The sequence below is a fragment of the Acinetobacter sp. YH12249 genome (genome assembly GCF_013417475.1).
Taxonomy (GTDB): domain Bacteria; phylum Pseudomonadota; class Gammaproteobacteria; order Pseudomonadales; family Moraxellaceae; genus Acinetobacter.
Window position 1 is genome coordinate 54,060 of record NZ_VPDX01000018.1, and the last position, 21,850, is coordinate 75,909.

Genomic DNA, 21,850 nt, shown 5'->3' on the forward strand with positions numbered 1-21,850 from the left:
AGTTAATTAGGCCGCTTTTTTAGAGGTTTATGCACATGGCTATTGGTTTAGTCGGTCGCAAGTGCGGTATGACACGTATCTTTACAGATGCTGGTGTTTCTGTGCCTGTTACAGTGATTGAGGTTGATCCTAACCGCATCACTCAAATCAAAACGCTTGAAACTGATGGTTATCAAGCGATTCAAATCACTACTGGTGAACGTCGCGAATCTCGCGTAACTAACGCTCAGAAAGGTCACTTCGCGAAAGCTGGTGTTGCTGCTGGTCGTCTGGTTCAAGAATTCCGCGTTTCAGAAGCTGAGCTTGAAGGTCGTGAAGTTGGCGCTACTATCGGTGTAGATCTGTTCACAGTGGGTCAAATCGTTGACGTAACTGGTCAGTCTAAAGGTAAAGGTTTCCAAGGTGGTGTTAAGCGTTGGAACTTCCGTACTCAAGACGCTACTCACGGTAACTCTGTTTCTCACCGTGTTCTAGGTTCTACAGGTCAAAACCAGACTCCTGGTCGCGTGTTCAAAGGCAAAAAAATGGCTGGCCATTTAGGTGCTGAACGCGTAACTGTACAGGGTCTTGAAATTGTATCTATCGACGCAGAACGTTCAGTTCTAGTAGTTAAAGGTGCGATTCCTGGCGCTACTGGTGGCGACGTAACTGTTCGTCCTACGATCAAGGCCTGAGGGGAAATAACGTGAATTTAAATACTGTTTCCGGCTCTGCTGTTGAATTATCAGAAGTTGCGTTCGGTCGTGAATTTAATGAAGCTCTTGTACACCAAGTTGTTACAGCTTACTTAGCTGGTGGTCGTCAAGGTTCTAAAGCTCAGAAATCACGTGCAGACGTTTCTGGCGGTGGTAAAAAACCATTCCGTCAAAAAGGTACTGGCCGCGCTCGTGCTGGTTCTATTCGTAGCCCAATCTGGGTTGGCGGTGGTAAAACTTTTGCTGCTCGTCCACAAGACTGGTCTCAAAAAGTAAACCGTAAAATGTACCGCGGTGCTATGCAATGCATCCTGGCTGAACTTGTTCGTCAAGATCGCTTAGTTCTAGTTGAAGAGTTTGCTGTTGCAGCTCCAAAAACTAAAGAATTGCTTGCAAAACTTAACGACTTGAATGCTACTCGTGCATTGATCGTTACTGATGCTGTTGATGAGAACTTGTATCTAGCTGCTCGTAACCTTCCACACGTTGATGTGGTTGATGCGACTGCAATCGATCCTGTTAGCTTGATCGCGTTCGATAAAGTTGTTATGTCTGTAGCTGCTGCTAAGAAAATTGAGGTAGAACTCGGATGAACAACGAACGTTTATATCAAGTCCTGCAAGGACCTGTTTTCTCAGAAAAAGCACAAGTTTTAGGTGAAACTGCTGGTGTTCAAGTATTCAAAGTTGCACTTGATGCAAACAAGCTTGAAATCAAAAAAGCAGTGGAACAATTGTTTGGTGTAGAAGTTGTTAAAGTTAACACTACGATCACTAAAGGTAAAACTAAACGCTTTGGTAAAACATTAGGACGTCGTTCTGATGTTAAAAAAGCATACGTCACCCTGAAAGCTGGCCAAGATGTTGAAATGGCTGACTTGGGCGATGCCGCTGAAAGCGCAGCGGAATAAGGACGAAAACTATGCCTATTCAAAAATGTAAGCCAACGTCTCCAGGACGTCGCTTTGTAGAGAAAGTGGTTCATGATCACCTTCACAAAGGCGCGCCTTATGCTCCACTAGTTGAAGCTAAAAAACGTACTGGCGGCCGTAATAACAACGGTCACATTACGACTCGTCACGTTGGTGGCGGTCACAAACAACACTACCGTTTAATCGACTTCAAACGTAACAAAGACGGCATCCCAGCTGTAGTTGAGCGTATTGAATACGATCCAAACCGTACTGCGCACATTGCGTTGTTGAAGTATGCTGACGGTGAACGTCGCTACATCATCGCGCCTAAAGGTTTACGCGCTGGTGATTCAGTTCAATCTGGTAACGATGCTCCAATCCGTCCAGGTAACTGCTTGCCACTTCGCAACATGCCTATCGGTTCTACTCTTCACAACATCGAACTTAAAATCGGTAAAGGCGCGCAGTTAGCTCGTTCAGCTGGTACTTCTGTTCAGTTGTTGGGTCGTGACGGTTCTTACGCTATCGTTCGTCTTCGTTCAGGCGAGATGCGTAAAATTCATGTTGAATGCCGCGCTGTGTTAGGTGAAGTATCTAACTCAGAAAGCAATCTTCGCTCACTAGGTAAAGCTGGTGCATCACGCTGGCGTGGTGTTCGTCCTACCGTTCGTGGTATGGCGATGAACCCAGTTGATCACCCACACGGTGGTGGTGAAGGGCGTAACAAAGGTATTCAACCTGTAAGCCCATGGGGTCAAAAAGCTAAAGGGTACAAAACACGTACCAACAAGCGTACGACTAAGATGATTATTCGCGACCGTCGCGTTAAGTAACAAGTAAAGGAATCTGACAATGCCTCGTTCTCTGAAAAAAGGCCCATTCGTCGATGCGCACTTGTTCGCTAAGGTTGAAGCGGCTATCGCGGCTAATAACCGTAAGCCGATCAAAACTTGGTCGCGTCGTTCGATGATCCTCCCGGATTTTGTTGGTTTAACAATTTCTGTACACAATGGCCGTAACCATGTTCCAGTGATCATCTCTGAACATATGGTTGGACACAAGCTTGGTGAATTTGCACCGACTCGTACCTACCGTGGTCACGGTGTTGACAAGAAATCTAAACGTTAATAGGTGCTATGATGGAAGTAACTGCTAAATTACGCGGTGCCGCTATCTCGGCACAAAAAGCTCGTTTGGTTGCAGATCTTATCCGCGGCAAATCTGTTGCGCACGCTCTTAACATCTTAAACTTCAGCAACAAAAAAGCTGCAGTATTGGTTAAGAAAGCGTTGGAATCTGCAATTGCAAACGCTGAACATAATAACAGTTTAGATGTAGACGACCTTAAAGTTTCTACGATCTACGTTGATGAAGGCATGAGCCTGAAACGTATTATGCCACGTGCTAAAGGCCGTGCAGATCGTATTACTAAGCGTACTTGTCACATCACCGTTAAGGTAGGGGTTTGATATGGGTCAGAAGGTTCATCCAATCGGTATCCGCCTAGGTGTTGTGAAACGTCATAACGCTAACTGGTATGCGAGTCCGAAACAATACGCTGAATACTTGCTTAAAGATTTGCAAGTTCGTGAGTTTTTAACTAAAAAACTTAAGAATGCAATGATCAGCAATATTCTTATCGAACGTCCAACAGGCGCTGCTAAAGTAACTATTAGCACTGCTCGTCCTGGTATCGTAATCGGTAAAAAAGGCGAAGACATTGAGAAATTACAACGCGAATTAACATCTATTATGGGTGTTCCTGCGCAAGTAAGTATCAACGAAATTGATCGTCCAGACTTAGACGCGCGTCTAGTTGCTGAAGCTATCGCTTCTCAATTGGAAAAACGTGTAATGTTCCGTCGTGCTATGAAGCGTGCGGTTCAAAACACTATGCGTGCTGGTGCGAAAGGTATCAAAGTAGAAGTTTCAGGCCGTTTAGGTGGTGCTGAGATTGCTCGTACTGAATGGTATCGTGAAGGTCGTGTACCTCTACATACTCTTCGTGCAGATATCGACTACGCGACTATGCGTGCTGAGACTACTTACGGTACGATTGGTGTTAAAGTTTGGATCTTCCGTGGCGAGATCTTGGGTGGCATGAAACAAGTCATGAACCCAGCTCCAGCTGAAGAACGTCCAGCTAAACGCGGTCGCGGTCGTGGTGAAGGTCAAGAGCGTCGTGGTCGTCGCAATGATCGTTCTGCTGAAAAAGGAGAATAATCCATGTTGCAACCTAAACGTACTAAATTCCGTAAGGTGCAAAAAGGCCGTAACACTGGTCTAGCTCACCGCGGTAGCTCAGTATCTTTTGGTACTATCGCACTTAAATCAATCGAACGTGGTCAAATGACTGCACGTCAAATTGAAGCAGCGCGTCGTACAATTAGCCGTCGTATTAAACGTGGTGGTAAAATCTTTATCCGTGTATTCCCGGACAAGCCAATTACTTCTAAACCACTTGAAGTGCGTATGGGTAAAGGTAAAGGTTCTGTGGAATACTGGGTTTGCCAAATCAAACCAGGTAAAGTCTTGTACGAAATTGATGGTGTTAACGAAGACCTAGCTCGCGAAGCGTTCACGCTTGCTGCTGCTAAACTTCCGTTTAAAACCACTATCGTGACTCGGACGGTAATGTAATGAAAACTAAAGATCTACGTGAAAAGTCGGTAGAAGAGTTGACAGCTTTGCTTGATGAGCAACAGCTAAACCAATTCCGTCTTCGTATGGCGAAAGCAACTGGTCAATTGGGTAAATCGCACGAAGTGCAATTGACTCGCAAGACTATTGCTCGTATCAAGACCCTCCTTACCGAAAAACAGGGGAACGGACAATGAGTGAAAATACAGTCCGCACGTTAACAGGCAAAGTAGTAAGCGACAAGATGGAAAAATCTATCGTTGTTCTTATCGAACGCCGTGTTCAACACCCGTTGTATGGCAAATCAATCCGCCGTTCAACAAAATTACATGCTCATGATGAGAACAACACAGCTAAAGTTGGCGACGTTGTAACCATTAAAGAAAGCCGCCCAATGTCTAAAACTAAGTCATGGACTTTAGTTGAAGTTGTTGAAGCAGCTGCTGAGTAATTAACGTTCTTGTTGCATCATCGGTCAATTTCGAGTACTCTTTGAGCCTTTCGAAATTGTGACCGGTGATGCTCGGTTTTGGAGTAGGGCAATGATTCAGACCGAAACTATGCTCGACGTAGCAGACAACAGTGGTGCTCGCCGCGTACAATGTATTAAAGTACTTGGTGGTTCACATCGTCGTTATGCTTCTGTTGGCGACATTATTAAAGTTACTGTAAAAGAAGCAATTCCACGCGCACGTGTTAAAAAAGGTGACGTGATGAATGCAGTAGTTGTACGTACAAAATTCGGTATCCGTCGTCCAGACGGTTCAGTGATTCGTTTCGACGATAACGCTGCTGTTATTTTGAACAACAACAAAGCGCCGATTGCAACTCGTATTTTCGGACCAGTGACTCGTGAACTTCGTACTGAACAGTTCATGAAAATTATTTCATTGGCTCCTGAAGTTCTATAAGAGGCGATCATGGCTAAGATTAAAAAAGGCGATCAAGTAATTGTGATCGCAGGTAAAGAAAAAGGCAAACAGGGTACTGTTCTGTCTGTTTCTAATGACCGCGTTAAGGTTGAAGGCCTTAACTTGGTGAAGAAGCATCAAAAGCCGAACCGTGTTACTGGCGCTGAAGGCGGCATCGTAACTCAAGAAGCTTCGCTTCACATTTCAAACGTGGCAATTTTTAATGCTACAACCCAAAAGGCTGACCGTGTTGGTTACCAAACGATTGACGGCGTGAAAACTCGCGTATTCAAATCTAATGGTGAATCAGTGGCGGTAGCGAAGTAATAGGTTGAAAAAGGCAATGGCCAGACTTAAAGCACGTTACAACGACGAACTTAAAGCTCAATTAAAAGAACAATTGGGAATTAAGAATGTGATGGAGATCCCTCGCATCACTAAAATCACTATCAACATGGGTGTTGGTGCAGCTTCTGCTGACAAGAAACTCCTTGATGGTGCTCTTTCTGATATGCAAGCTATCGCTGGTCAAAAACCAGTTCTTACGTTAGCTCGTAAATCTATCGCTGGTTTCAAAATCCGTGATGGTTGGCCGATTGGTTGTAAAGTTACTTTACGCGGCGAACGTATGTACGAATTCTTAGACCGTCTGATCTCGATTGCGATTCCTCGTATCCGTGACTTCCGTGGTTTCTCTGCGAAATCATTTGATGGTCGTGGTAACTACTCAATGGGTCTTAAAGAACAGATCATGTTCCCTGAGATCGATTTTGACAAGATTGACCGTATTCGTGGTATGGACATTACCATCACTACGACTGCTCGCACCGATGACGAAGGCCGTGCGCTAATGCGTGCATTCGGCTTCCCGTTCAAATAAGAGGTCGAAATGGCTAAGAAAAGTATGATTAATCGCGAATTGAAACGCGAAGCTACTGTTGCTAAATACGCTGCAAAACGTGCTGAATTAAAAGCAATCATTGCAAACGTAAATGCTTCAGATGAAGAACGTTTCGATGCGATGATGAAATTACAGGCATTACCACGTAATGCATCTCCAGTACGTCTACGTAACCGTTGTGGTTTAACTGGTCGTCCTCATGGTTACTTCCGTAAGTTCGGCTTAAGCCGTAACATGGTACGCGATAAAGTAATGCAAGGTGATGTACCTGGCGTTGTTAAGGCAAGCTGGTAAGGAGCACTATAAATGAGTATGCAAGATACCGTTGCCGACATGCTAACACGTGTTCGTAACGCACAAATGGCAAAGAAACAAACTGTTTCTATGCCTAATTCTAAGTTGAAAGTTGCGATTGCTAACGTACTTCAACAAGAAGGTTATATTTCAAACGTAGAAGTTGCTGAAGTTGAAGGCAAAGCAACTCTTACTTTGACTTTAAAATATTTTGAAGGCAAGCCAGTTATCGAAACTGTGAAACGCGTAAGCCGTCCGGGTCTACGTCAGTATCGCGGTAAAGATGCACTTCCAAGCGTTAAGCAAGGTTTAGGTATTGCAATTGTTTCTACAAGCAAAGGCATCATGACTGATCGCGCTGCACGTGCTGCAGGCGTTGGTGGTGAAGTTATTGCTTTTGTTTCTTAATAGGTGATTCCTCATGTCTCGTGTGGCTAAAGCCCCAGTAACTGTACCTAACGGTGTAACAGTTACTCAGAACGGCCGGCAGGTCGAAGTGAAAGGCAGCAAAGGTACATTGTCTTTCAACCTGCATGCGCTGGTCGAGCTAAAACAGGAAGACGGTACTCTAGTTATTGCTCCTAAAGCTGAATCTAAAGATGCTTGGATGCAAGCTGGTACTGCTCGCGCTGTGCTTAACAACCTTGTAAAAGGTGTAAGCGAAGGTTTCGAACGTAAGTTACAACTTATCGGTGTTGGTTATAAAGCTGCGGTTAAAGGTAACGTTGTTAACCTTAACCTTGGTTTCTCTCACCCGATCGACTATACGCTTCCTGAAGGTGTAACTGCTGAAACTCCAACTGCAACTGAAATCGTACTTAAATCTGCTGATAAAGCAGTTCTAGGTCAAGTCGCTGCAGATATCCGTGGTTACCGTCCACCAGAGCCTTATAAAGGTAAAGGTGTTCGTTATTCTGACGAAGTTGTACTTCGTAAAGAAGCTAAGAAGAAATAAGGCGCGAGGTTCTTATGAACGAAAAGAAACAATCCCGTTTGCGTCGTGCGAAAAGCACACGCTTGCACATCCGTGCATTGGGTGCGACTCGTTTGTGTGTAAACCGCACTCCGCGTCACATCTATGCTCAAGTTATCTCAGCAGATGGTGGCAAAGTATTAGCGCAAGCTTCTACTCTAGACGCTACTCTACGTGCGGGTACTACTGGTAACGTTGAAGCAGCTCAGAAAGTAGGTGCTTTAATCGCAGAACGCGCTAAAGCAGCTGGTGTTACTAAAGTTGCATTTGACCGTTCTGGTTTCAAATATCATGGTCGTATCAAAGCCTTGGCTGATGCTGCCCGTGAAAACGGCTTGGAGTTCTAATCATGGCTAAAGTTGAACAAAACGAAGGTCTTGTTGAAAAGCTGGTTGCCGTTGATCGTGTAGCCAAAGTTGTTAAGGGTGGTCGTATCTTCTCTTTCACAGCATTAACTGTTGTGGGTGATGGTAATGGTCGCGTAGGTTTTGGTCGTGGTAAAGCGCGTGAAGTTCCAGCTGCTATCTCTAAAGCACTTGAAGCTGCTCGTCGTAACATGATTACTGTTGACCTTGTTGATGGTACTGTTCAGCACCCTATCAATGCTCGTCACGGTGCAAGCCGCGTTTACATGCAACCTGCTTCTGAAGGTACTGGTGTAATTGCTGGTGGCGCGATGCGTGCAGTTTTAGAAGCTGTTGGCGTACGTAACGTATTAACTAAATGTTATGGCTCTACAAACGCTGCTAACGTAGTAAACGCGACTTTTAACGGTTTGCGTGATATGACTTCTCCTGAGAAAGTTGCTGCGAAACGTGGTTTAACAGTAGAACAAATTCAAGGGTAATCAATCATGAAAACGATTAAAGTTACCCAGACTAAATCTGCATCGCACCGCTTGAAAAATCACAAGCTGAGCCTGAAAGGTTTAGGTCTGCGTCGTATTGGTCATACTGTAGAAGTGCAAGATACGCCTTCTAACCGTGGTATGATCAACCAAGTCTACTATATGGTTAGTGTAGAGGAATAAGCCATGACTCTGCGTTTAAATACAATTGCACCTGCAGAAGGTGCTAAGCGTGACAACCTTCGTCTAGGTCGTGGTATCGGTTCTGGCGTTGGTAAGACTGGTGGTCGTGGTATCAAAGGTCAAAACTCACGTAAGAGCGGTGGTACTCGTCCAGGTTTCGAAGGTGGTCAAACTGCACTTTATCGTCGTTTGCCTAAATTCGGTTTCACTAGCCAATTGGCTTTGAAAACTGCTGAAGTACGTTTATCTGAGCTTGCTAAAGTTGAAGGCGACATCGTGTCTCTTGAAACTTTAAAAGCTGCGAACGTTGTACGTAAAGACATGACTCGTGCTCGTATCGTACTTTCTGGTGAAATTACTCGTGCATTCACTGTACAAGGTGTTGCATTGACTAAAGGCGCTAAAGCTGCTGTTGAAGCTGCTGGCGGTAAAGTCGAGGAGTAATCCCCAGTGTCTATGACTCCTAGTTCTTCAGGTCATGTCAACATGATGAAAGGCCAACCATTTCATGTGAAATACCGTGAAATTATTCGTCGAATGATGTTTCTCATTGGTGCGTTGTTGGTGTTTCGACTAGGAGCGCATATTCCAGTACCAGGGATTAATAATGCCGCACTAGAAAATCTGTTTAATGCAAACCAAGGTACCATCCTTGGTTTGTTTAACATGTTTTCGGGTGGTGCATTAGAGCGAATGTCGATTCTTGCTTTAGGGATCATGCCATACATCTCTGCATCGATTATCGTGCAGTTAATGTCTACTGTGGTTCCTCAGCTCGAAGCTTTGAAAAAAGAAGGCGAGCAGGGCAAACGTAAGATTAACCAATACACACGACAAGGCACGCTGTTCCTTGCACTTGTGCAAGCAATTGGTATGTGTGCTGGCCTGATCAGTCAGGGAATTACCCTGACCTCTGGTCTGGCTTTTTATGTTCCTGCGGTAACCTCTTTGGTTGCGGGGACCATGTTCTTGATGTGGCTGGGTGAACAGATTACCGAGCGTGGGGTGGGCAATGGTATTTCCATGATCATCTTCGCAGGTATCGTTGCAGGATTGCCGACTTTAGTTATGCAGTCTCTAACTTCAGTTGATAATGGCCAGTCTAGTCTAATTGGACTAGCAATTTTTGGTCTGTTATCGATTGCTGTACTTGCAGCGATTGTGTTTATCGAGAAGGCGCAACGTCGTATTCCGGTGAACTATGCTCAAAAGCAGCAGGGACGTCGTGTATTTACTGCACAGCAAACGCACTTGCCATTAAAAATTAATATGGCAGGTGTAATTCCGGCAATTTTTGCCAGCTCTTTACTTTTGTTCCCAGCGAGCTTAGGTCAGTGGGTTGGTAGTTCGGATCCAAGTGCAGGAATTATCAAGCGTAGTCTACAAGACTTGGCATTGGTGTTATCGCCTGGTCAGCCGTTGTATTTGGTGCTCTTTGGTGCGTTAATTATCTTTTTCTGTTACTTCTATACAGCACTGGTATTTAGTCCTAAAGAAGTGTCAGAGAACTTGAAACGCAGCGGAGCTTACGTGCCTGGTATTCGTCCAGGTGAGCAAACTGCTCGTTACTTAGATCATATTCTCAATCGTTTGACCTTTATTGGCGCGATATACATCACTGTCATCTGTTTAATGCCGATGATTCTGCAAAGCTCTTTTGGTATTCCATTTAGCTTGGGCGGAACATCGTTGCTGATCGTGGTAGTGGTGGTGATGGACTTTATGGCTCAGCTTCAAGCACATCTCACCTCGCACCAGTATGACAATCAAACGTTAATGAGAAAAACGACTGCTCATCCTAAGGGATAAGCGCACTTAGAGGTTTCATCATGAAAGTACAAGCTTCTGTAAAGAAAATTTGTGGTAGCTGTAAAGTTATCCGTCGTAATGGGGTTATCCGCGTAATTTGTAGCGCAGAACCTCGTCATAAGCAGCGTCAAGGTTAATCTGATCAAGACCTGTTGATTTCAGTAGGCGAATTGGGTTATTATCCGCCCCTCAAGATTTTTGTGGGGCGGTTGATTATCTCTACTGCCTTTTTGGAGAAAATTGAATGGCTCGTATTGCCGGTGTAAACATTCCGGATAACAAGCATGCTGTTATCTCTCTAACGTACATCTTTGGTATTGGTCGCCACACTGCTAAGTCAATCTTAGCTGCTGCGGGTATCCCAACTACTACTAAGATCCGTGAATTAGATGACGCTCAGCTTGATGCGATTCGTGCAGAAATTGCCAAGGTTCCGACCGAAGGTGATTTACGTCGCGAAATTTCCATGAACATTAAACGTTTAATGGATTTAGGCTGCTACCGCGGTCTTCGTCATCGTCGCAGCTTGCCTGTCCGTGGTCAACGCACCAAAACTAACGCACGTACCCGTAAAGGTCCGCGCAAACCAATTAAGAAATAAGATTTCTGGAAGCTAAAAGATGGCTAAAGATACTCGCACACGCAAGAAGGTCACTCGTACCGTCTCTGAAGGTGTTGCACACATTCACGCTTCTTTTAATAACACCATTGTGACTATTACCGATCGTCAAGGTAATGCACTGGCTTGGGCCACTTCAGGTGGACAAGGCTTCCGTGGATCACGTAAATCAACTCCGTTTGCTGCTCAGGTAGCTGCTGAAGTTGCTGGTAAAGCAGCTTTAGATTACGGTTTGAAAAACTTGGACGTCCTTGTGAAAGGTCCTGGTCCAGGTCGTGAGTCTGCGGTTCGTGCATTAGGTGCAGTGGGTTATAAAATTAACAGCATTACCGATGTGACTCCAATCCCTCACAACGGTTGCCGTCCACCTAAAAAACGTCGCGTGTAAGGAGAAACATTCATGGCTCGTTATATTGGTCCAAAATGCAAACTCTCTCGCCGCGAAGGGACAGACCTGCAATTAAAATCTGGCGTTAAACCATTTGACGTCAAAACTAAAAAACACGCTAAAGCTCCTGGTCAACATGGTGGAGCTCGTGGCGGTAAACAATCTGAGTACTCACTACAATTACGTGAAAAACAAAAAGTACGTCGTATGTACGGTGTTTTAGAGCGTCAATTTAGTAACTACTACAAAGAAGCTGCTCGTGTTAAAGGCGCAACTGGTGAAAACCTGTTGAAATTGCTCGAAAGCCGTCTTGATAACGTTGTTTATCGCATGGGTTTTGGTTCTACACGTGCAGAAGCTCGTCAGTTAGTATCTCACCGTTCAATCACTTTAAATGGCCGCCGCGTTAACATCGCGTCTATCCAAGTTAAAGCTGGTGACGTGATTGCAGTTCACGAAGGCGCTAAACAACAATTACGTATCAAAAACGCAATTGAATTAGCTGCTCAACGTGGCATTCCTTCTTGGATGGAAGTAGATCATTCTAAACTAGAAGGTACGTTCAAAGCTGCACCGGATCGTTCTGATTTACCTGCTGAAATCAACGAAAGCTTGATTGTAGAATTGTATTCTAAATAATCCTTGAGGTAGCAATATGACGCGTACTGCAAATGAGTTTCTAACTCCGCAAGCGATCAAGGTCGAAGCGGCAAGCGGGACCTCGGCAAAAGTTATTCTAGAACCCTTAGAGCGTGGCTTTGGTCATACTCTGGGCAATGCTTTACGTCGCATCCTTCTTTCTTCTTTACCTGGCGCTGCTGTGGTAGAAGTTGAGATTGAAGGTGTTGAGCACGAGTACAGTACTTTGGAAGGCTTGCAGCAGGACATCGTCGAGCTCTTGCTGAACCTAAAAGGATTGTCTATTAAGCTGTTCGATCAAAATGAAGCTTATTTAACATTAGAGAAACAAGGTCCAGGCGACGTAACTGCGGCTGACCTTCGTTTACCTCATAATGTTGAAGTGGTTAACCCTGAACACTTGATCGGCACGTTAAGTGCATCAGGCAATCTTAAGATGCGCCTGAAAGTGGCTCAAGGCCGTGGCTACGAGACTTCTGACTCACGTTTCCCAGAAGGCGAGACTCGCCCAGTGGGTCGCTTACAGTTAGATGCATCTTACAGCCCGATCAAACGTGTGTCTTACACAGTGGAAAACGCTCGTGTAGAACAACGTACTGACCTTGATAAACTGGTCATTGATCTTGAAACCAACGGTACAGTTGATCCAGAAGAAGCAATCCGCAAAGCGGCAACAATCTTGCAACAACAAATTGCAATCTTTGTTGATCTTCAGAAAGATCAAGCTCCTGTGGCTCAAGAACCTCGTGAAGAAGTTGATCCAATTTTGCTTCGTCCAGTAGATGATCTAGAGCTAACTGTTCGTTCTGCTAACTGTTTGAAAGCAGAAAACATTTACTACATTGGTGATCTTGTACAGCGTACTGAGGTTGAGTTACTTAAAACTCCTAACCTTGGTAAAAAATCGCTTACTGAGATCAAAGATGTTCTGGCTTCCAAAGGCTTACAACTCGGCATGCGTTTAGAGAACTGGCCACCAGCTAGTCTCCGTATGGACGATCGTTTCGCCTATCGTAGCCGTTAATTAAGTAGGACTATCACCATGCGTCATCGTAATAGTGGTGTGAAATTAGGCCGTACAAGCAGTCATCGTAAAGCGATGTTCCAAAACATGGCTAACTCTTTGTTCGAGCACGAGTTGATCAAAACAACTGTGCCTAAAGCAAAAGAATTACGTCGTGTTGCTGAGCCTTTAATCACTTTAGCTAAAGTCGATACAGTAGCAAACCGTCGTTTGGCGTTTGCTCGTACTCGTTCAGCTGCAACTGTTGGTAAATTATTTACCGTTCTTGGCCCTCGTTACAAAGAGCGTAACGGCGGTTATCTACGTGTTCTTAAAGCGGGCTTCCGTGCAGGTGATGCTGCACCGATGGCTTACGTTGAGCTAGTAGATCGCGAAGTTAACTAATTTCGTGTAGAGCAGCAAACGTTGTTCGAAAAGGTCGGTTGAATAAACCGGCCTTTTTTATTGTCTTGCATTTACCCATTATCAGGCAGTTTAGAAATTTGTCCTGAAAAGATAAGAAAATAATCACTTTTATTCAAACTTGACATTGTGTATTGTCAATTTTGTGATTTAATAAAATATATGACAATGCTCAGGTAAAAGAAGAATATGGAAAAGCAAGTTGATATTTTAATTGTAGGCGCGGGGATCTCGGGAATTGGTCTGGCGGCCCATCTTTCTAAACATAGTCCTCAACGCTCATTCGAAATTATTGAACGTCGCGAAAGCTTTGGCGGTACGTGGGACCTGTTTAAATATCCTGGCATCCGTTCAGATTCGGATATGTCGACTTTTGGTTTCAACTTTAAGCCGTGGAAAAAAGAAAGTGTATTGGCTTCCGGCTCGGCAATTAAAAATTATCTTGCAGAAGTGGTTCAGGAATTTAACTTAAACTCAAAAATTCATTTTCAACATCGTGTCGTTAGTGCCAATTATGATTCAGCTACACGTAAATGGTCAGTCGTAGTTGAAAATGCTCAGGGCAAAAAGCAGACCTGGATCGCTAACTTTGTTCTTGGCTGTACTGGTTATTACAATTATGATCAAGGCTTCCAGCCGGAATTCCCGCATCAGGAAGCATTCAAAGGTACATTTATTCACCCGCAGCATTGGCCTGAAAATCTGGACTATAGCGGCAAAAAAGTGGTGATTATTGGCAGTGGTGCGACAGCAATTACATTAGTTCCAGCCATGGTAAAAGGCGGTGCAGGGCATGTGACCATGTTACAACGCTCTCCAACCTATATCGCCTCAGTTCCTTCGATCGACATGATTTATTCAAAAATGCGTAAATTATTGCCTGAAGATGTGGCTTATAAGCTGACCCGTGCACGTAATATCGGCATGCAGCGTGGTATCTATGCACTTGCACAAAAACAACCAAAATTACTAAAAACATTATTATTGAAATCTGTACAGTTCCAGTTGAAAGGGAAAGTGGATATGAAACACTTTACCCCGAATTATGAACCTTGGGATCAGCGCCTATGTGTAGTGCCAGATGGGGATTTATTCAAAATCCTGCGTGAAGGTCATGCATCTGTAGAAACAGATCATATCGAGAAATTTACTGAAACTGGGATTCAGCTGAAATCAGGTAAACATCTGGATGCGGATATTATTGTGTCTGCTACTGGTTTAAATATTCAGATTCTGGGTGGTATTCAGGCCACGATGGATGGCAAGCCTTTGGATACGTCGAAGCATATGCTGTATCAAGGGGTCATGGTCAGTGATGTACCGAATATGGCGCTGATTATTGGCTATATCAATGCTTCTTGGACCTTGAAAGTGGATATTGCCGCAGAATATATCTGCCGTCTGCTCAATTATATGGATCAGCATGGTTATGATGAAGTAATTCCGGAAGGGGATGCTACTGAATTACTTGAAGATACGGTGATGGGTAGTTTAACTTCAGGCTATATTGCCCGTGCCGCAGATGTGATGCCGAAACAGGGTAAGCATGCACCTTGGAAAGTATCTAATAACTACTTGGCAGACCGTAAAGAGCTTAAAACGGCATCTTTTGAAGATGGAGTATTGAAATTCAAATCGAAATCCAGTGCTGTGCCAGCCAAGCCAAGATTGGTGTCTTAAGTATAGACATAGATAAAAGGAGTACCTGATGTACTCCTTTTTCATATTTCAAATTAGAGTGATCTGGAAATCAGTTCCTTCATGATTTCATTGGTTCCTGCATAAATGCGGTTCGCGCGATTATCCAGGTACGCTCGTGCAATCGGATATTCCAGCATATAGCCATAACCGCCATGCAGTTGTAGGCATTCGTCAACCACTTTGCTATACAGTTCAGAAATTTTGTATTTAGCAGCTGCGGCGGCATCAACTCCCAATTTTTGAATAAGCTGTAGTTGCATACAACGGTCCAGATAAGCTCGGCAGATTTCAATTTCGGTACGCAGTTCTGCCAGTTTAAAACGGGTATTTTGAAAAGCGCTGATCGGTTTGCCAAAGGCTTGACGTTCTTTGGTGTATTTTACCGTATGTGCGAATGCCGCTTCTGCCCCTGCCTGACATATGATGGCCACAATTAACCGCTCCCAAGCCAGTTCTTTCATCAGCATCATAAAACCCATGCCTTCCTGACCTAGCAGGTTTTCTTTAGGCACACGGACATTGTCAAAGAACAGTTCACAGGTATCCTGACCTTTCATGCCGATTTTATTTAAGGGTTTACCTTTACTAAATCCTGCACGATCTGCTTCGACCATAATCAAAGAAAGATTGGCAGAGCCTTTCTCACTATGACCCGTCTTACATACCGCAATTGCCGTATCACAAAGATAGCCATTGGTAATGAATATCTTGGAACCATTAATCACATACTCATCACCCTCTAATACAGCACTAGTGCGTACTGCCTGCAGGTCGGAGCCAGTTCCAGGTTCGGTCATCGCAATTGCCGTGACCACTTCACCTGTAGCCATTTTCGGGAGCCATTGCTGCTTTTGTGTTTCATTGCCAAAGTTCAGAATATAATTGGCCACGATATCGGAGTGCAGTGAAAATCCTGTCGCAGAGTCGCCTGCATAGGCCTGTTCCTCGATCAGGATCATACTGTATAAACGATCTACCCCTGAACCGCCATAAGCTTCAGGCATCGTGGCACAGAGAAGGCCAAGTTCACCGGCTTTATTCCAGAGCTCACGATCGACATGCTGTTGCTGTTCATATTTTTCTGTATGAGGAATCACTTCCTTTTCATAGAATTTACGGACCGTCTCCCGAAAGGCTTCATGTTCATCATTGAAAAGCTGACGTGGCAGCATGCTGGCCAATGGACGGATCGCGCTCGAATGCATCTTATAATTCCCTTATTGTGATGTTTTATTTAACTTAAGATAGAGCAGATGAGGGAACAATGAGCTGAATGTTCAAATCTGGGAAATCTACTGATGCTTTTGGTCATTTGTATGAAATACCTCGAAATTCAGCAATGGCTTAAGGTAAACTACTCAGGTTTGTAACGAGTTGGGAAAATTCGATGACTGATGACATCACCTTAGAAGAGCGCAAAGTGATTTATCGCGCGCGTCGTGGCTTGAAAGAGATCGATGTATATTTTGATCCCTACGTGAAAAACTATTATCTCAATGCTGATCCCTTCGAAAAACAGATGTTTGCTGAGCTGGTTGCACAGGAAGATCCGGACCTGTTGGACTGGTTTATGGAAGTGTCAGAACCCCCACGCCCTGAATTAAAAGATTTTATCAAGAAACTTAAATTTTACGTTCATGGATAATCGTTGTTTCAAGCTGAAACGCAGCAAGTGTGCGCTGGTGTTTCAGCTTTTTATTTTTGCTGTATTAATGTTCCTGCTGTATCAGTTATTGCCTGTGATAATTTGGCTGGTTTGTGGCGTCATCGGAGTGGTCATCTACCAGTTGTTTTATCGTAAGACACCGCACATTGAGCAGTTTGAATATCTGGATGGACGTGAATGGTCACTGACAGCAGCTGCGCAAGGCACACGGCGAGTGTTGATCAGTCACGTGATTGATCACCAAGCTTATATCGTGGTGTATTTCCAGCATGCAAAAGCACGTCCGTTGCTCATCTGGTGTGACCAGTTGCCTTTTAAACAATGGAAGTCTTTGAAAGTTTTGACAAAAATACTTTAATTGTCCGACAAATGACATTCCGAAATTTTAAATAAATTGATTAAAAATAAAGATTTATCCGCTAACCCTGCTTGAATTGTCAGACAAAAAATCATATTTCCCTGTAAAAACAATGAATTGTCTGACAATTTTTCAGCTGCTTTTTTTATAAGCAGGTACATTTAAGTCACCAACAGCGAACACAGGAGATCATGATGGAATTTCCAATGTGGATGTTTTTGATCGTTGCGATTGTGATGGCCCTAGTCATAGGACGGCTGGGAACGGTGCTGAAGGACAGATTTTCACCTAAATAACAGAATTAAGCTCGAGAACCTATTTTCTTCTCGGCTTGCCAAGTTGATAAGTAGCATGTGCTGAACCGTCGCAATGCTACTTTTTTTTGCCCAAAATTTGGGATTTTATCTACTACAGTCAATTGCAGCTGGGCAATTTAATGGCAAAGTGTCTGGTCTAAATTAGAGTAAATACTCTTTTATTCGTTATATGCTTCTGATATGTTTAGCAGAATAATGGACATAATCACAATTATAGAGGACAGGAAAATGTCGAGCGTCCGAAAAATATGCCAAGGTATGGCGACCATTGCAATAACAACAACAGTTCTAACAGGATGTTCTCAGGTCATTAAAACCGGTGCCAATGTGGCGCTGGGCTTCACTGAAAAGCATATTGTTCCACCAATCCTGGCGATGGATGATGCCGAGATGGTGTGTAATTCCGGGAATTCTTTAACACCAGCCATCATGTCGACCAAGGAAATGGGGGCTGATCCGACTCGTGTTGCGGTACTGATGTACTCCGCAGCGGGGATTTGTGCCGAGCAGAAAGCGCTGGATGCAGAGCTACGGTATCTGCGTGCTTCTAAAGTCAATCAGGTGACTGAAGCTCAGGATGCGCGGATTGAGCAGAAACGGTGGGCTGCACTGGCTGCACAACGTCAGTACACGGGTTATCAGTTATTCCAGACCCGTTATGAGAAAAAATATAAAAAAGCGCTGGGTGAAGGCTGTCCACGCATGAACAGTGATATTGAACAGACAGTTTATCTGCTGGGCATGCTGAGTGGCTTGCAAGCCATGACCAATGACATTAACTCGGGTGGGGCTGTACAAGTACCTAAAGATATTGCGGCTGTGGTTGAGCGTGGCATGACCTGTCTGGATAATACCAAATTCTGGGGCGCGCCAAATGCAACCCGTGCTGTGATCTGGACTTTATTGCCAGGGGCAGGTGATGGAAAACCTGATCCTTACCAAACTCTGAAACAGTCAGTACAAATCGGTGAGCAAAAAGGTGTACGTTTATCACATGCCTTATATGCTGTAGCGGCACAGGCCAGTGGGGATGATGCCAAAATCCGTGATGCGCTAAGAACCTTTGATCAGGCACGTAGTGATGAGAAGCCGGTCAATCCTCAGTTCAAGCTGATCGACAGTATGGCTGCCATTATGGTGAATGGTATTTCTGACCGTTACTGGACTGAAAATACCGGTATTCGTAGTGCAGATGATGGCATGCAGACCTTCTGGGATGAAACTGATAATTCCTCAGAACTGGATGATCTGTTTAGCGCTGATCTATAATTTAATGAAAAATTAAGTGAATGATGCTCATAGAGGTCATTTTCAATATGCTGAAAAGGAGTTCAAGGAGCCGATGCAAGATCAACATCTTCGACGAAAAATTATTTTTCTGGCGGCTTTTGTCTCTCTTTCAGCGAGTTTGCAAATCTTTAACGATGCTTTCATCTACTGGCAGGAAAGCCTGCTCGGGGAATTCTGGCGGCTCTGGACTGCGCACTGGGTGCATGTCGGCTGGGCCCATTATTTTCTGAATATTCTTGCCTTTATCTGTCTACCTTTCATTTTCCCCCGTGCATCTGTGTGGCATTTCGTCTCGATTCTTTTGATTCTGCCGCCGTTGATCAGCCTGAGTTTTTATTTTTTCCTGCCAAATATTGAAGCATATGCAGGACTATCCGGGGTATTACATGGGGCTTATGTCGCAGTCGCCTGTGTGCATCTGCTTTATCAACGCGAACGTGGATTTGCCGTGCTGGTATTATTTTTAATCTTTGCCAAACTGATTTGGGAAAATACCATTGGAAATCAGGAAACTGCACAACTTATCGGCAGTCCGGTACTGGTCGAAGCGCATTTATTAGGGGTGATCTGGGGAGTGGTAGTCGCATTGTTCTATATCTTGGGCAATTATGTCCAGGATAGCTGAAACTGTTGGCAGAAAAGACAAAAAGAAAAGATAAATTGTCATTTTTATTCTGCTGATTTTCATGCAGAGTCAAAACAGAAAATAATGATACTGACCCTTGTAAAGGAATTTTCGGGGCAGACAGGAAGACCAGCGCTTAAAAGAATGTAAGGCGCGAAAACAAGAATAGGAAAATACATGCACAACGATAATCAAAACAGATCAGGATTAGGTCTGTTACGTTATATCTGGACAGAGTGGATCTCGACCTTTGTCGTGCTCATCTTGCTCTTACTGACCTTGGTGATTGGAACCGGTGAAATGATTCATGGTCAGTTACTGCGTATGGGCGAGCGTCTGTATGGTGATCCGGCGACAGGCATGCAATATTCGTTTTTGCGTGCTGAACCGAAAGCACCACAATGTGATCGTAATATTAATGTCGATCAAAAAGTTCAGGAGCAGATGAAAGCAGATGCCGCCGATGAATATGCCGATTTCTTCGGTGTACGTTCTGAAGCGGATGTGCGTGCTGCAGTGATGCAGGCACAACAGGTTTGTGAAGAGTCTTACCAGTTCTATGACAAGGCGATAACGCATATTGAAGCGCATCCAAGTATTCGTGCCTATCGCAGTTTTGAAACTTCATTCTTTGGCATTTTCAAGTTCGGGACTGAAAACCGTGCCTTGCTACTGATCATCATGGTGGTATTTGCTGCAATCAGCGCGACATTGAAAACCCATCATATTGGTCTACGTAGTCCAGCCACTCGTATCGACTTTAAAGTCTATTCTGTGGCGATGCTGATCGCGAACAGTTTCCTGGTCTATTCTTCCTATAGCCAATATATGTCGGTGCTGAATTCCGGGGTGCCAATGGGAGACATGAAGTATGTCTACTGGCTATGGATGATTCTCTTTGGGACATTGACCCTGATCAGTCTGTACCAAATCATTAAGCCACCTCAGGCGACCCGAGAGGGAGGCAGTTTTGGACTGGCTTTCTTAAGCGTGCCACTGTATGCCTATATGGCCATCAGTACTGGGTTTAACTTTGTCTTCTTGATGGATTACCCGATGGGTCAGGGTATCTATCTGGGGCAACTGGTTGAATTCTCGAGCATCTTCCTGAATCTGGCCTTATTTATCTGGGCCGGTATGTTGCTGAAACAAACCCGTGTCGTAGACATGTTCCTGAATATCCTGCGTCCATGGAATCTGGCACCAGAAACCTTGACCTGGTTAATCCTGCTGGCAGCTGCACTACCAACCGCTTATACCGGTGCATCCGGGATTTTCGTGATTGCTGCAGGTGCGATCATTTATAAGGAAGTCTGGAATGCCGGTGGTCGCCGTCAGTTTGCCTTGGCAGCAACAGCGATGTCCGGTTCACTCGGTGTGGTGCTTCGTCCATGTCTACTGATTGTTGTGGTTGCTTCACTGAACAAGGAAGTGACGACAGATATGCTGTATCACTACGGTGTCTACGTCTTCTTGCTCAGTTCAACATTGTTCCTGATCATTTCGCTATTCTTTGCTGAAAGCAAGTTCCGTATTGCTGCACCTGGTCTGGCTGCACCACAGTCTGCACGTGCCTTTGTAAATGTGATTCCTTATATCGTAATTTTCATTCTGATCTGGCTGTTCTACAAATATGCCTTGTCTACAGATCTGAATGAATTTACTGCACCTGTCATGATGCCAGTCATTCTGTTGATGATCGTGCTATTTGATAAGTTACGTCATGAGCCTGCACCATTACCACCAGTAGGGCATTGGGATGAAACCTTAACCACAACCTTGGGTTCAGGAAATACGCCTGCAATGGCGACCGCGGGTACGGCCATTAATGCTGAATATCGTGAAGCAGACCATGTTGAGCAGCAGAGCGGTGAGCTGGCTGTAAATCATGGCGTGAAACGTTCGACTGCTGGTGAAAGCTTACGTCAAGTCGGTTTCTGGAAATCATTACACATTTCGACCAGTGAAACGGTTGGACACATTGGTGCACTGGTGATCCTGATGGCACTATCTGTCAGTGTGGGCGGCCTGCTGGAACGTATGGAAATTATGGAAGCGTTCCCGACAGATATTAGCAGTACCATTCTGGTGATTTCCATGATTGTTGGCCTGATGGTGTTCGTTGGCATGATTATGGACCCATTCGGCGCAGTGATCCTGATTTCAGCAACGGTTGCACCAGTCGCCTATCAGTATGGAATTCATCCGGTACATTTCTGGATGATTACCTTGATTGGTTTCGAACTGGGTTATGTGACACCACCAGTTGCTCTGAACCATCTGTTGGCAAGGCAATCCATTGGTGATGCTGAGGTGGCCGAGGCGGATGCAGAAGTTCGACATAAGTCCTTTTATTACCGTTATGAGCGCTGGATTTTACCGATGATCGTGTTACTGCCAGCGATGCTGATCATTGCCTATGTACCTTATGTATTTAAGCTCTTCGGCTGGTATCAGTAATTTAAGCAAATAAAAAAGCACCTTCGGGTCATTGCTGTCCCACAATTTTTCACAAGAGGAAGCTCAAATGAGCTTCCTCTTGTTTTATGGGTATTTTATCGGGTGAAAATAAAGCTTTTAAAGTTCTTCTTTCAAACAAATTCACTTGAATTATTCTGAGTAAACGTTGAACTGTCCAACCTGTTTTTCCTAAAT

At 44.4% G+C, this 21,850-nt stretch carries 34 protein-coding genes and 1 pseudogene; 33 read left to right on the plus strand and 2 right to left on the minus strand.

Going from position 1 to position 21,850, the window contains the following annotated elements; genetic code table 11:
* The first annotated feature begins 35 nt into the window (after positions 1-35).
* The 28 genes from rplC (at position 36) to FTV25_RS10705 (ending at position 14,918) form a co-directional block, all read left to right on the plus strand.
* A complete protein-coding gene (gene rplC, locus FTV25_RS10570; RefSeq protein WP_005233737.1) occupies positions 36-674 on the plus strand; it encodes a 50S ribosomal protein L3 in 639 nt (212 codons plus the stop codon).
* Between the two features lie 11 nt (positions 675-685).
* Positions 686-1,288 (plus strand): 50S ribosomal protein L4, encoded by a 603-nt coding sequence (gene rplD / locus FTV25_RS10575; RefSeq protein ID WP_004786925.1) that lies wholly within the window; start codon positions 686-688, stop codon positions 1,286-1,288.
* Positions 1,285-1,605, plus strand: coding sequence for a 50S ribosomal protein L23 (gene rplW / locus FTV25_RS10580; protein WP_004786923.1), 321 nt, complete (start codon positions 1,285-1,287; stop codon positions 1,603-1,605). Before rplD ends, rplW begins: the two co-directional genes overlap by 4 nt.
* An 11-nt stretch (positions 1,606-1,616) precedes the next feature.
* Positions 1,617-2,441 (plus strand): 50S ribosomal protein L2, encoded by an 825-nt coding sequence (gene rplB / locus FTV25_RS10585; RefSeq protein WP_005233738.1) that lies wholly within the window; start codon positions 1,617-1,619, stop codon positions 2,439-2,441.
* Between the two features lie 19 nt (positions 2,442-2,460).
* On the plus strand, positions 2,461-2,736 hold the full coding sequence (gene rpsS / locus FTV25_RS10590; RefSeq protein WP_004673001.1) for a 30S ribosomal protein S19: 276 nt from the start codon (positions 2,461-2,463) through the stop codon (positions 2,734-2,736).
* Positions 2,737-2,747: 11 nt separating this feature from the next.
* Positions 2,748-3,077: a 50S ribosomal protein L22 gene (gene rplV, locus FTV25_RS10595; RefSeq protein WP_001982638.1), complete on the plus strand. Its 330-nt coding sequence runs from the start codon at positions 2,748-2,750 to the stop codon at positions 3,075-3,077.
* A gap of 1 nt (position 3,078) precedes the next feature.
* On the plus strand, positions 3,079-3,831 hold the full coding sequence (rpsC, locus tag FTV25_RS10600) for a 30S ribosomal protein S3 (RefSeq protein ID WP_004786918.1): 753 nt from the start codon (positions 3,079-3,081) through the stop codon (positions 3,829-3,831).
* A 3-nt stretch (positions 3,832-3,834) separates the two neighbouring features.
* Entirely contained in the window at positions 3,835-4,248 is a 414-nt protein-coding gene (rplP, locus tag FTV25_RS10605) for a 50S ribosomal protein L16 (RefSeq protein ID WP_004786917.1), read from the plus strand.
* The gene (rpmC, locus tag FTV25_RS10610) at positions 4,248-4,445 is read left to right on the plus strand and encodes a 50S ribosomal protein L29 (RefSeq protein ID WP_004786915.1); all 198 of its coding nucleotides are present in this window, start codon (positions 4,248-4,250) and stop codon (positions 4,443-4,445) included. Before rplP ends, rpmC begins: the two co-directional genes overlap by 1 nt.
* Positions 4,442-4,699 carry a 30S ribosomal protein S17 gene (gene rpsQ / locus FTV25_RS10615; RefSeq protein ID WP_004786913.1) on the plus strand — a complete coding sequence of 86 codons (258 nt, stop codon included), beginning with the start codon at positions 4,442-4,444 and terminating at the stop codon, positions 4,697-4,699. Before rpmC ends, rpsQ begins: the two co-directional genes overlap by 4 nt.
* Positions 4,700-4,790: 91 nt before the next feature.
* Entirely contained in the window at positions 4,791-5,159 is a 369-nt protein-coding gene (gene rplN, locus FTV25_RS10620; RefSeq protein ID WP_001982634.1) for a 50S ribosomal protein L14, read from the plus strand.
* A gap of 9 nt (positions 5,160-5,168) precedes the next feature.
* Positions 5,169-5,486: a 50S ribosomal protein L24 gene (gene rplX / locus FTV25_RS10625; RefSeq protein WP_004786911.1), complete on the plus strand. Its 318-nt coding sequence runs from the start codon at positions 5,169-5,171 to the stop codon at positions 5,484-5,486.
* Between the two features lie 16 nt (positions 5,487-5,502).
* On the plus strand, positions 5,503-6,039 hold the full coding sequence (rplE, locus tag FTV25_RS10630) for a 50S ribosomal protein L5 (protein ID WP_004786908.1): 537 nt from the start codon (positions 5,503-5,505) through the stop codon (positions 6,037-6,039).
* A gap of 9 nt (positions 6,040-6,048) precedes the next feature.
* A complete protein-coding gene (gene rpsN / locus FTV25_RS10635) occupies positions 6,049-6,354 on the plus strand; it encodes a 30S ribosomal protein S14 (RefSeq protein ID WP_004786907.1) in 306 nt (101 codons plus the stop codon).
* Positions 6,355-6,366: 12 nt separating this feature from the next.
* Positions 6,367-6,762 carry a 30S ribosomal protein S8 gene (rpsH, locus tag FTV25_RS10640; RefSeq protein ID WP_004786905.1) on the plus strand — a complete coding sequence of 132 codons (396 nt, stop codon included), beginning with the start codon at positions 6,367-6,369 and terminating at the stop codon, positions 6,760-6,762.
* 13 nt (positions 6,763-6,775) lie between these two features.
* Positions 6,776-7,309, plus strand: coding sequence for a 50S ribosomal protein L6 (gene rplF / locus FTV25_RS10645; RefSeq protein WP_004786903.1), 534 nt, complete (start codon positions 6,776-6,778; stop codon positions 7,307-7,309).
* Between the two features lie 14 nt (positions 7,310-7,323).
* On the plus strand, positions 7,324-7,674 hold the full coding sequence (rplR, locus tag FTV25_RS10650) for a 50S ribosomal protein L18 (RefSeq protein WP_004281497.1): 351 nt from the start codon (positions 7,324-7,326) through the stop codon (positions 7,672-7,674).
* Positions 7,675-7,676: 2 nt separating this feature from the next.
* Positions 7,677-8,174 carry a 30S ribosomal protein S5 gene (gene rpsE / locus FTV25_RS10655; protein WP_004786901.1) on the plus strand — a complete coding sequence of 166 codons (498 nt, stop codon included), beginning with the start codon at positions 7,677-7,679 and terminating at the stop codon, positions 8,172-8,174.
* A 6-nt stretch (positions 8,175-8,180) separates the two neighbouring features.
* Positions 8,181-8,357, plus strand: a complete 177-nt coding sequence (gene rpmD, locus FTV25_RS10660; protein ID WP_004786899.1) for a 50S ribosomal protein L30 — start codon at positions 8,181-8,183, stop codon at positions 8,355-8,357.
* A gap of 3 nt (positions 8,358-8,360) precedes the next feature.
* A complete protein-coding gene (rplO, locus tag FTV25_RS10665) occupies positions 8,361-8,801 on the plus strand; it encodes a 50S ribosomal protein L15 (RefSeq protein ID WP_004786897.1) in 441 nt (146 codons plus the stop codon).
* A gap of 45 nt (positions 8,802-8,846) precedes the next feature.
* The gene (secY, locus tag FTV25_RS10670; RefSeq protein ID WP_171065444.1) at positions 8,847-10,166 is read left to right on the plus strand and encodes a preprotein translocase subunit SecY; all 1,320 of its coding nucleotides are present in this window, start codon (positions 8,847-8,849) and stop codon (positions 10,164-10,166) included.
* Between the two features lie 20 nt (positions 10,167-10,186).
* On the plus strand, positions 10,187-10,303 hold the full coding sequence (rpmJ, locus tag FTV25_RS10675) for a 50S ribosomal protein L36 (RefSeq protein ID WP_000867907.1): 117 nt from the start codon (positions 10,187-10,189) through the stop codon (positions 10,301-10,303).
* 107 nt (positions 10,304-10,410) lie between these two features.
* Entirely contained in the window at positions 10,411-10,767 is a 357-nt protein-coding gene (gene rpsM / locus FTV25_RS10680) for a 30S ribosomal protein S13 (RefSeq protein WP_004786893.1), read from the plus strand.
* Positions 10,768-10,786: 19 nt separating this feature from the next.
* Positions 10,787-11,173, plus strand: a complete 387-nt coding sequence (gene rpsK, locus FTV25_RS10685) for a 30S ribosomal protein S11 (RefSeq protein ID WP_001040166.1) — start codon at positions 10,787-10,789, stop codon at positions 11,171-11,173.
* A gap of 12 nt (positions 11,174-11,185) precedes the next feature.
* Positions 11,186-11,812: a 30S ribosomal protein S4 gene (gene rpsD / locus FTV25_RS10690; protein WP_004786890.1), complete on the plus strand. Its 627-nt coding sequence runs from the start codon at positions 11,186-11,188 to the stop codon at positions 11,810-11,812.
* A gap of 16 nt (positions 11,813-11,828) precedes the next feature.
* Positions 11,829-12,836: a DNA-directed RNA polymerase subunit alpha gene (locus FTV25_RS10695; RefSeq protein WP_004786889.1), complete on the plus strand. Its 1,008-nt coding sequence runs from the start codon at positions 11,829-11,831 to the stop codon at positions 12,834-12,836.
* Between the two features lie 18 nt (positions 12,837-12,854).
* The gene (rplQ, locus tag FTV25_RS10700) at positions 12,855-13,220 is read left to right on the plus strand and encodes a 50S ribosomal protein L17 (protein WP_004786886.1); all 366 of its coding nucleotides are present in this window, start codon (positions 12,855-12,857) and stop codon (positions 13,218-13,220) included.
* 207 nt (positions 13,221-13,427) lie between these two features.
* On the plus strand, positions 13,428-14,918 hold the full coding sequence (locus FTV25_RS10705; protein WP_180003311.1) for an NAD(P)/FAD-dependent oxidoreductase: 1,491 nt from the start codon (positions 13,428-13,430) through the stop codon (positions 14,916-14,918).
* A 53-nt stretch (positions 14,919-14,971) separates the two neighbouring features.
* On the opposite strand, the gene FTV25_RS10710 is transcribed toward FTV25_RS10705, so the two are convergent.
* A complete protein-coding gene (locus tag FTV25_RS10710) occupies positions 14,972-16,144 on the minus strand; it encodes an acyl-CoA dehydrogenase family protein (RefSeq protein ID WP_180003313.1) in 1,173 nt (390 codons plus the stop codon).
* A 182-nt stretch (positions 16,145-16,326) separates the two neighbouring features.
* Between FTV25_RS10710 and FTV25_RS10715 the strand changes: the two genes are divergently transcribed.
* From FTV25_RS10715 to FTV25_RS10735, 5 genes are all read left to right on the plus strand, one after another.
* A complete protein-coding gene (locus tag FTV25_RS10715; protein WP_005233752.1) occupies positions 16,327-16,584 on the plus strand; it encodes a succinate dehydrogenase assembly factor 2 in 258 nt (85 codons plus the stop codon).
* A complete protein-coding gene (locus tag FTV25_RS10720; RefSeq protein WP_159122623.1) occupies positions 16,577-16,963 on the plus strand; it encodes a hypothetical protein in 387 nt (128 codons plus the stop codon). The genes FTV25_RS10715 and FTV25_RS10720 overlap by 8 nt, the downstream gene beginning before the upstream one ends.
* Before the next feature lie 545 nt (positions 16,964-17,508).
* A complete protein-coding gene (locus FTV25_RS10725) occupies positions 17,509-18,549 on the plus strand; it encodes a hypothetical protein (protein ID WP_004786877.1) in 1,041 nt (346 codons plus the stop codon).
* 73 nt (positions 18,550-18,622) lie between these two features.
* Positions 18,623-19,195, plus strand: a complete 573-nt coding sequence (gene rrtA / locus FTV25_RS10730; protein ID WP_180003315.1) for a rhombosortase — start codon at positions 18,623-18,625, stop codon at positions 19,193-19,195.
* 177 nt (positions 19,196-19,372) lie between these two features.
* On the plus strand, positions 19,373-21,655 hold the full coding sequence (locus FTV25_RS10735; RefSeq protein ID WP_180003317.1) for a TRAP transporter large permease subunit: 2,283 nt from the start codon (positions 19,373-19,375) through the stop codon (positions 21,653-21,655).
* 49 nt (positions 21,656-21,704) lie between these two features.
* Here the strand turns inward: FTV25_RS10735 and FTV25_RS10740 are convergent.
* Positions 21,705-21,850 (minus strand): annotated as a pseudogene (locus FTV25_RS10740) (IS4 family transposase); the annotation flags it as partial.

Bases quoted from the DNA above. Each gene is read 5' to 3' on its own strand.
- FTV25_RS10720 (WP_159122623.1), top strand. From the start codon at position 16,577: ATGGATAATCGTTGTTTCAAGCTGAAACGCAGCAAGTGTGCGCTGGTG.
- FTV25_RS10710 (WP_180003313.1), bottom strand. From the start codon at position 16,144: ATGCATTCGAGCGCGATCCGTCCATTGGCCAGCATGCTGCCACGTCAG.
- rpmJ (WP_000867907.1), top strand. From the start codon at position 10,187: ATGAAAGTACAAGCTTCTGTAAAGAAAATTTGTGGTAGCTGTAAAGTT.
- rpsE (WP_004786901.1), top strand. From the start codon at position 7,677: ATGGCTAAAGTTGAACAAAACGAAGGTCTTGTTGAAAAGCTGGTTGCC.
- rpsQ (WP_004786913.1), top strand. From the start codon at position 4,442: ATGAGTGAAAATACAGTCCGCACGTTAACAGGCAAAGTAGTAAGCGAC.
- secY (WP_171065444.1), top strand. From the start codon at position 8,847: ATGAAAGGCCAACCATTTCATGTGAAATACCGTGAAATTATTCGTCGA.
- rpsH (WP_004786905.1), top strand. From the start codon at position 6,367: ATGAGTATGCAAGATACCGTTGCCGACATGCTAACACGTGTTCGTAAC.
- rplW (WP_004786923.1), top strand. From the start codon at position 1,285: ATGAACAACGAACGTTTATATCAAGTCCTGCAAGGACCTGTTTTCTCA.
- rplP (WP_004786917.1), top strand. From the start codon at position 3,835: ATGTTGCAACCTAAACGTACTAAATTCCGTAAGGTGCAAAAAGGCCGT.
- rpsM (WP_004786893.1), top strand. From the start codon at position 10,411: ATGGCTCGTATTGCCGGTGTAAACATTCCGGATAACAAGCATGCTGTT.
- rpsC (WP_004786918.1), top strand. From the start codon at position 3,079: ATGGGTCAGAAGGTTCATCCAATCGGTATCCGCCTAGGTGTTGTGAAA.
- rplE (WP_004786908.1), top strand. From the start codon at position 5,503: ATGGCCAGACTTAAAGCACGTTACAACGACGAACTTAAAGCTCAATTA.
- FTV25_RS10715 (WP_005233752.1), top strand. From the start codon at position 16,327: ATGACTGATGACATCACCTTAGAAGAGCGCAAAGTGATTTATCGCGCG.
- rplQ (WP_004786886.1), top strand. From the start codon at position 12,855: ATGCGTCATCGTAATAGTGGTGTGAAATTAGGCCGTACAAGCAGTCAT.
- FTV25_RS10735 (WP_180003317.1), top strand. From the start codon at position 19,373: ATGCACAACGATAATCAAAACAGATCAGGATTAGGTCTGTTACGTTAT.
- FTV25_RS10705 (WP_180003311.1), top strand. From the start codon at position 13,428: ATGGAAAAGCAAGTTGATATTTTAATTGTAGGCGCGGGGATCTCGGGA.
- rplR (WP_004281497.1), top strand. From the start codon at position 7,324: ATGAACGAAAAGAAACAATCCCGTTTGCGTCGTGCGAAAAGCACACGC.
- rplO (WP_004786897.1), top strand. From the start codon at position 8,361: ATGACTCTGCGTTTAAATACAATTGCACCTGCAGAAGGTGCTAAGCGT.
- rrtA (WP_180003315.1), top strand. From the start codon at position 18,623: ATGCAAGATCAACATCTTCGACGAAAAATTATTTTTCTGGCGGCTTTT.
- rpsD (WP_004786890.1), top strand. From the start codon at position 11,186: ATGGCTCGTTATATTGGTCCAAAATGCAAACTCTCTCGCCGCGAAGGG.
- rpmC (WP_004786915.1), top strand. From the start codon at position 4,248: ATGAAAACTAAAGATCTACGTGAAAAGTCGGTAGAAGAGTTGACAGCT.
- rpsK (WP_001040166.1), top strand. From the start codon at position 10,787: ATGGCTAAAGATACTCGCACACGCAAGAAGGTCACTCGTACCGTCTCT.
- rpsS (WP_004673001.1), top strand. From the start codon at position 2,461: ATGCCTCGTTCTCTGAAAAAAGGCCCATTCGTCGATGCGCACTTGTTC.
- rplX (WP_004786911.1), top strand. From the start codon at position 5,169: ATGGCTAAGATTAAAAAAGGCGATCAAGTAATTGTGATCGCAGGTAAA.
- rplC (WP_005233737.1), top strand. From the start codon at position 36: ATGGCTATTGGTTTAGTCGGTCGCAAGTGCGGTATGACACGTATCTTT.
- rplF (WP_004786903.1), top strand. From the start codon at position 6,776: ATGTCTCGTGTGGCTAAAGCCCCAGTAACTGTACCTAACGGTGTAACA.
- FTV25_RS10695 (WP_004786889.1), top strand. From the start codon at position 11,829: ATGACGCGTACTGCAAATGAGTTTCTAACTCCGCAAGCGATCAAGGTC.
- rpmD (WP_004786899.1), top strand. From the start codon at position 8,181: ATGAAAACGATTAAAGTTACCCAGACTAAATCTGCATCGCACCGCTTG.
- rpsN (WP_004786907.1), top strand. From the start codon at position 6,049: ATGGCTAAGAAAAGTATGATTAATCGCGAATTGAAACGCGAAGCTACT.
- rplN (WP_001982634.1), top strand. From the start codon at position 4,791: ATGATTCAGACCGAAACTATGCTCGACGTAGCAGACAACAGTGGTGCT.
- rplV (WP_001982638.1), top strand. From the start codon at position 2,748: ATGGAAGTAACTGCTAAATTACGCGGTGCCGCTATCTCGGCACAAAAA.
- FTV25_RS10725 (WP_004786877.1), top strand. From the start codon at position 17,509: ATGTCGAGCGTCCGAAAAATATGCCAAGGTATGGCGACCATTGCAATA.
- rplB (WP_005233738.1), top strand. From the start codon at position 1,617: ATGCCTATTCAAAAATGTAAGCCAACGTCTCCAGGACGTCGCTTTGTA.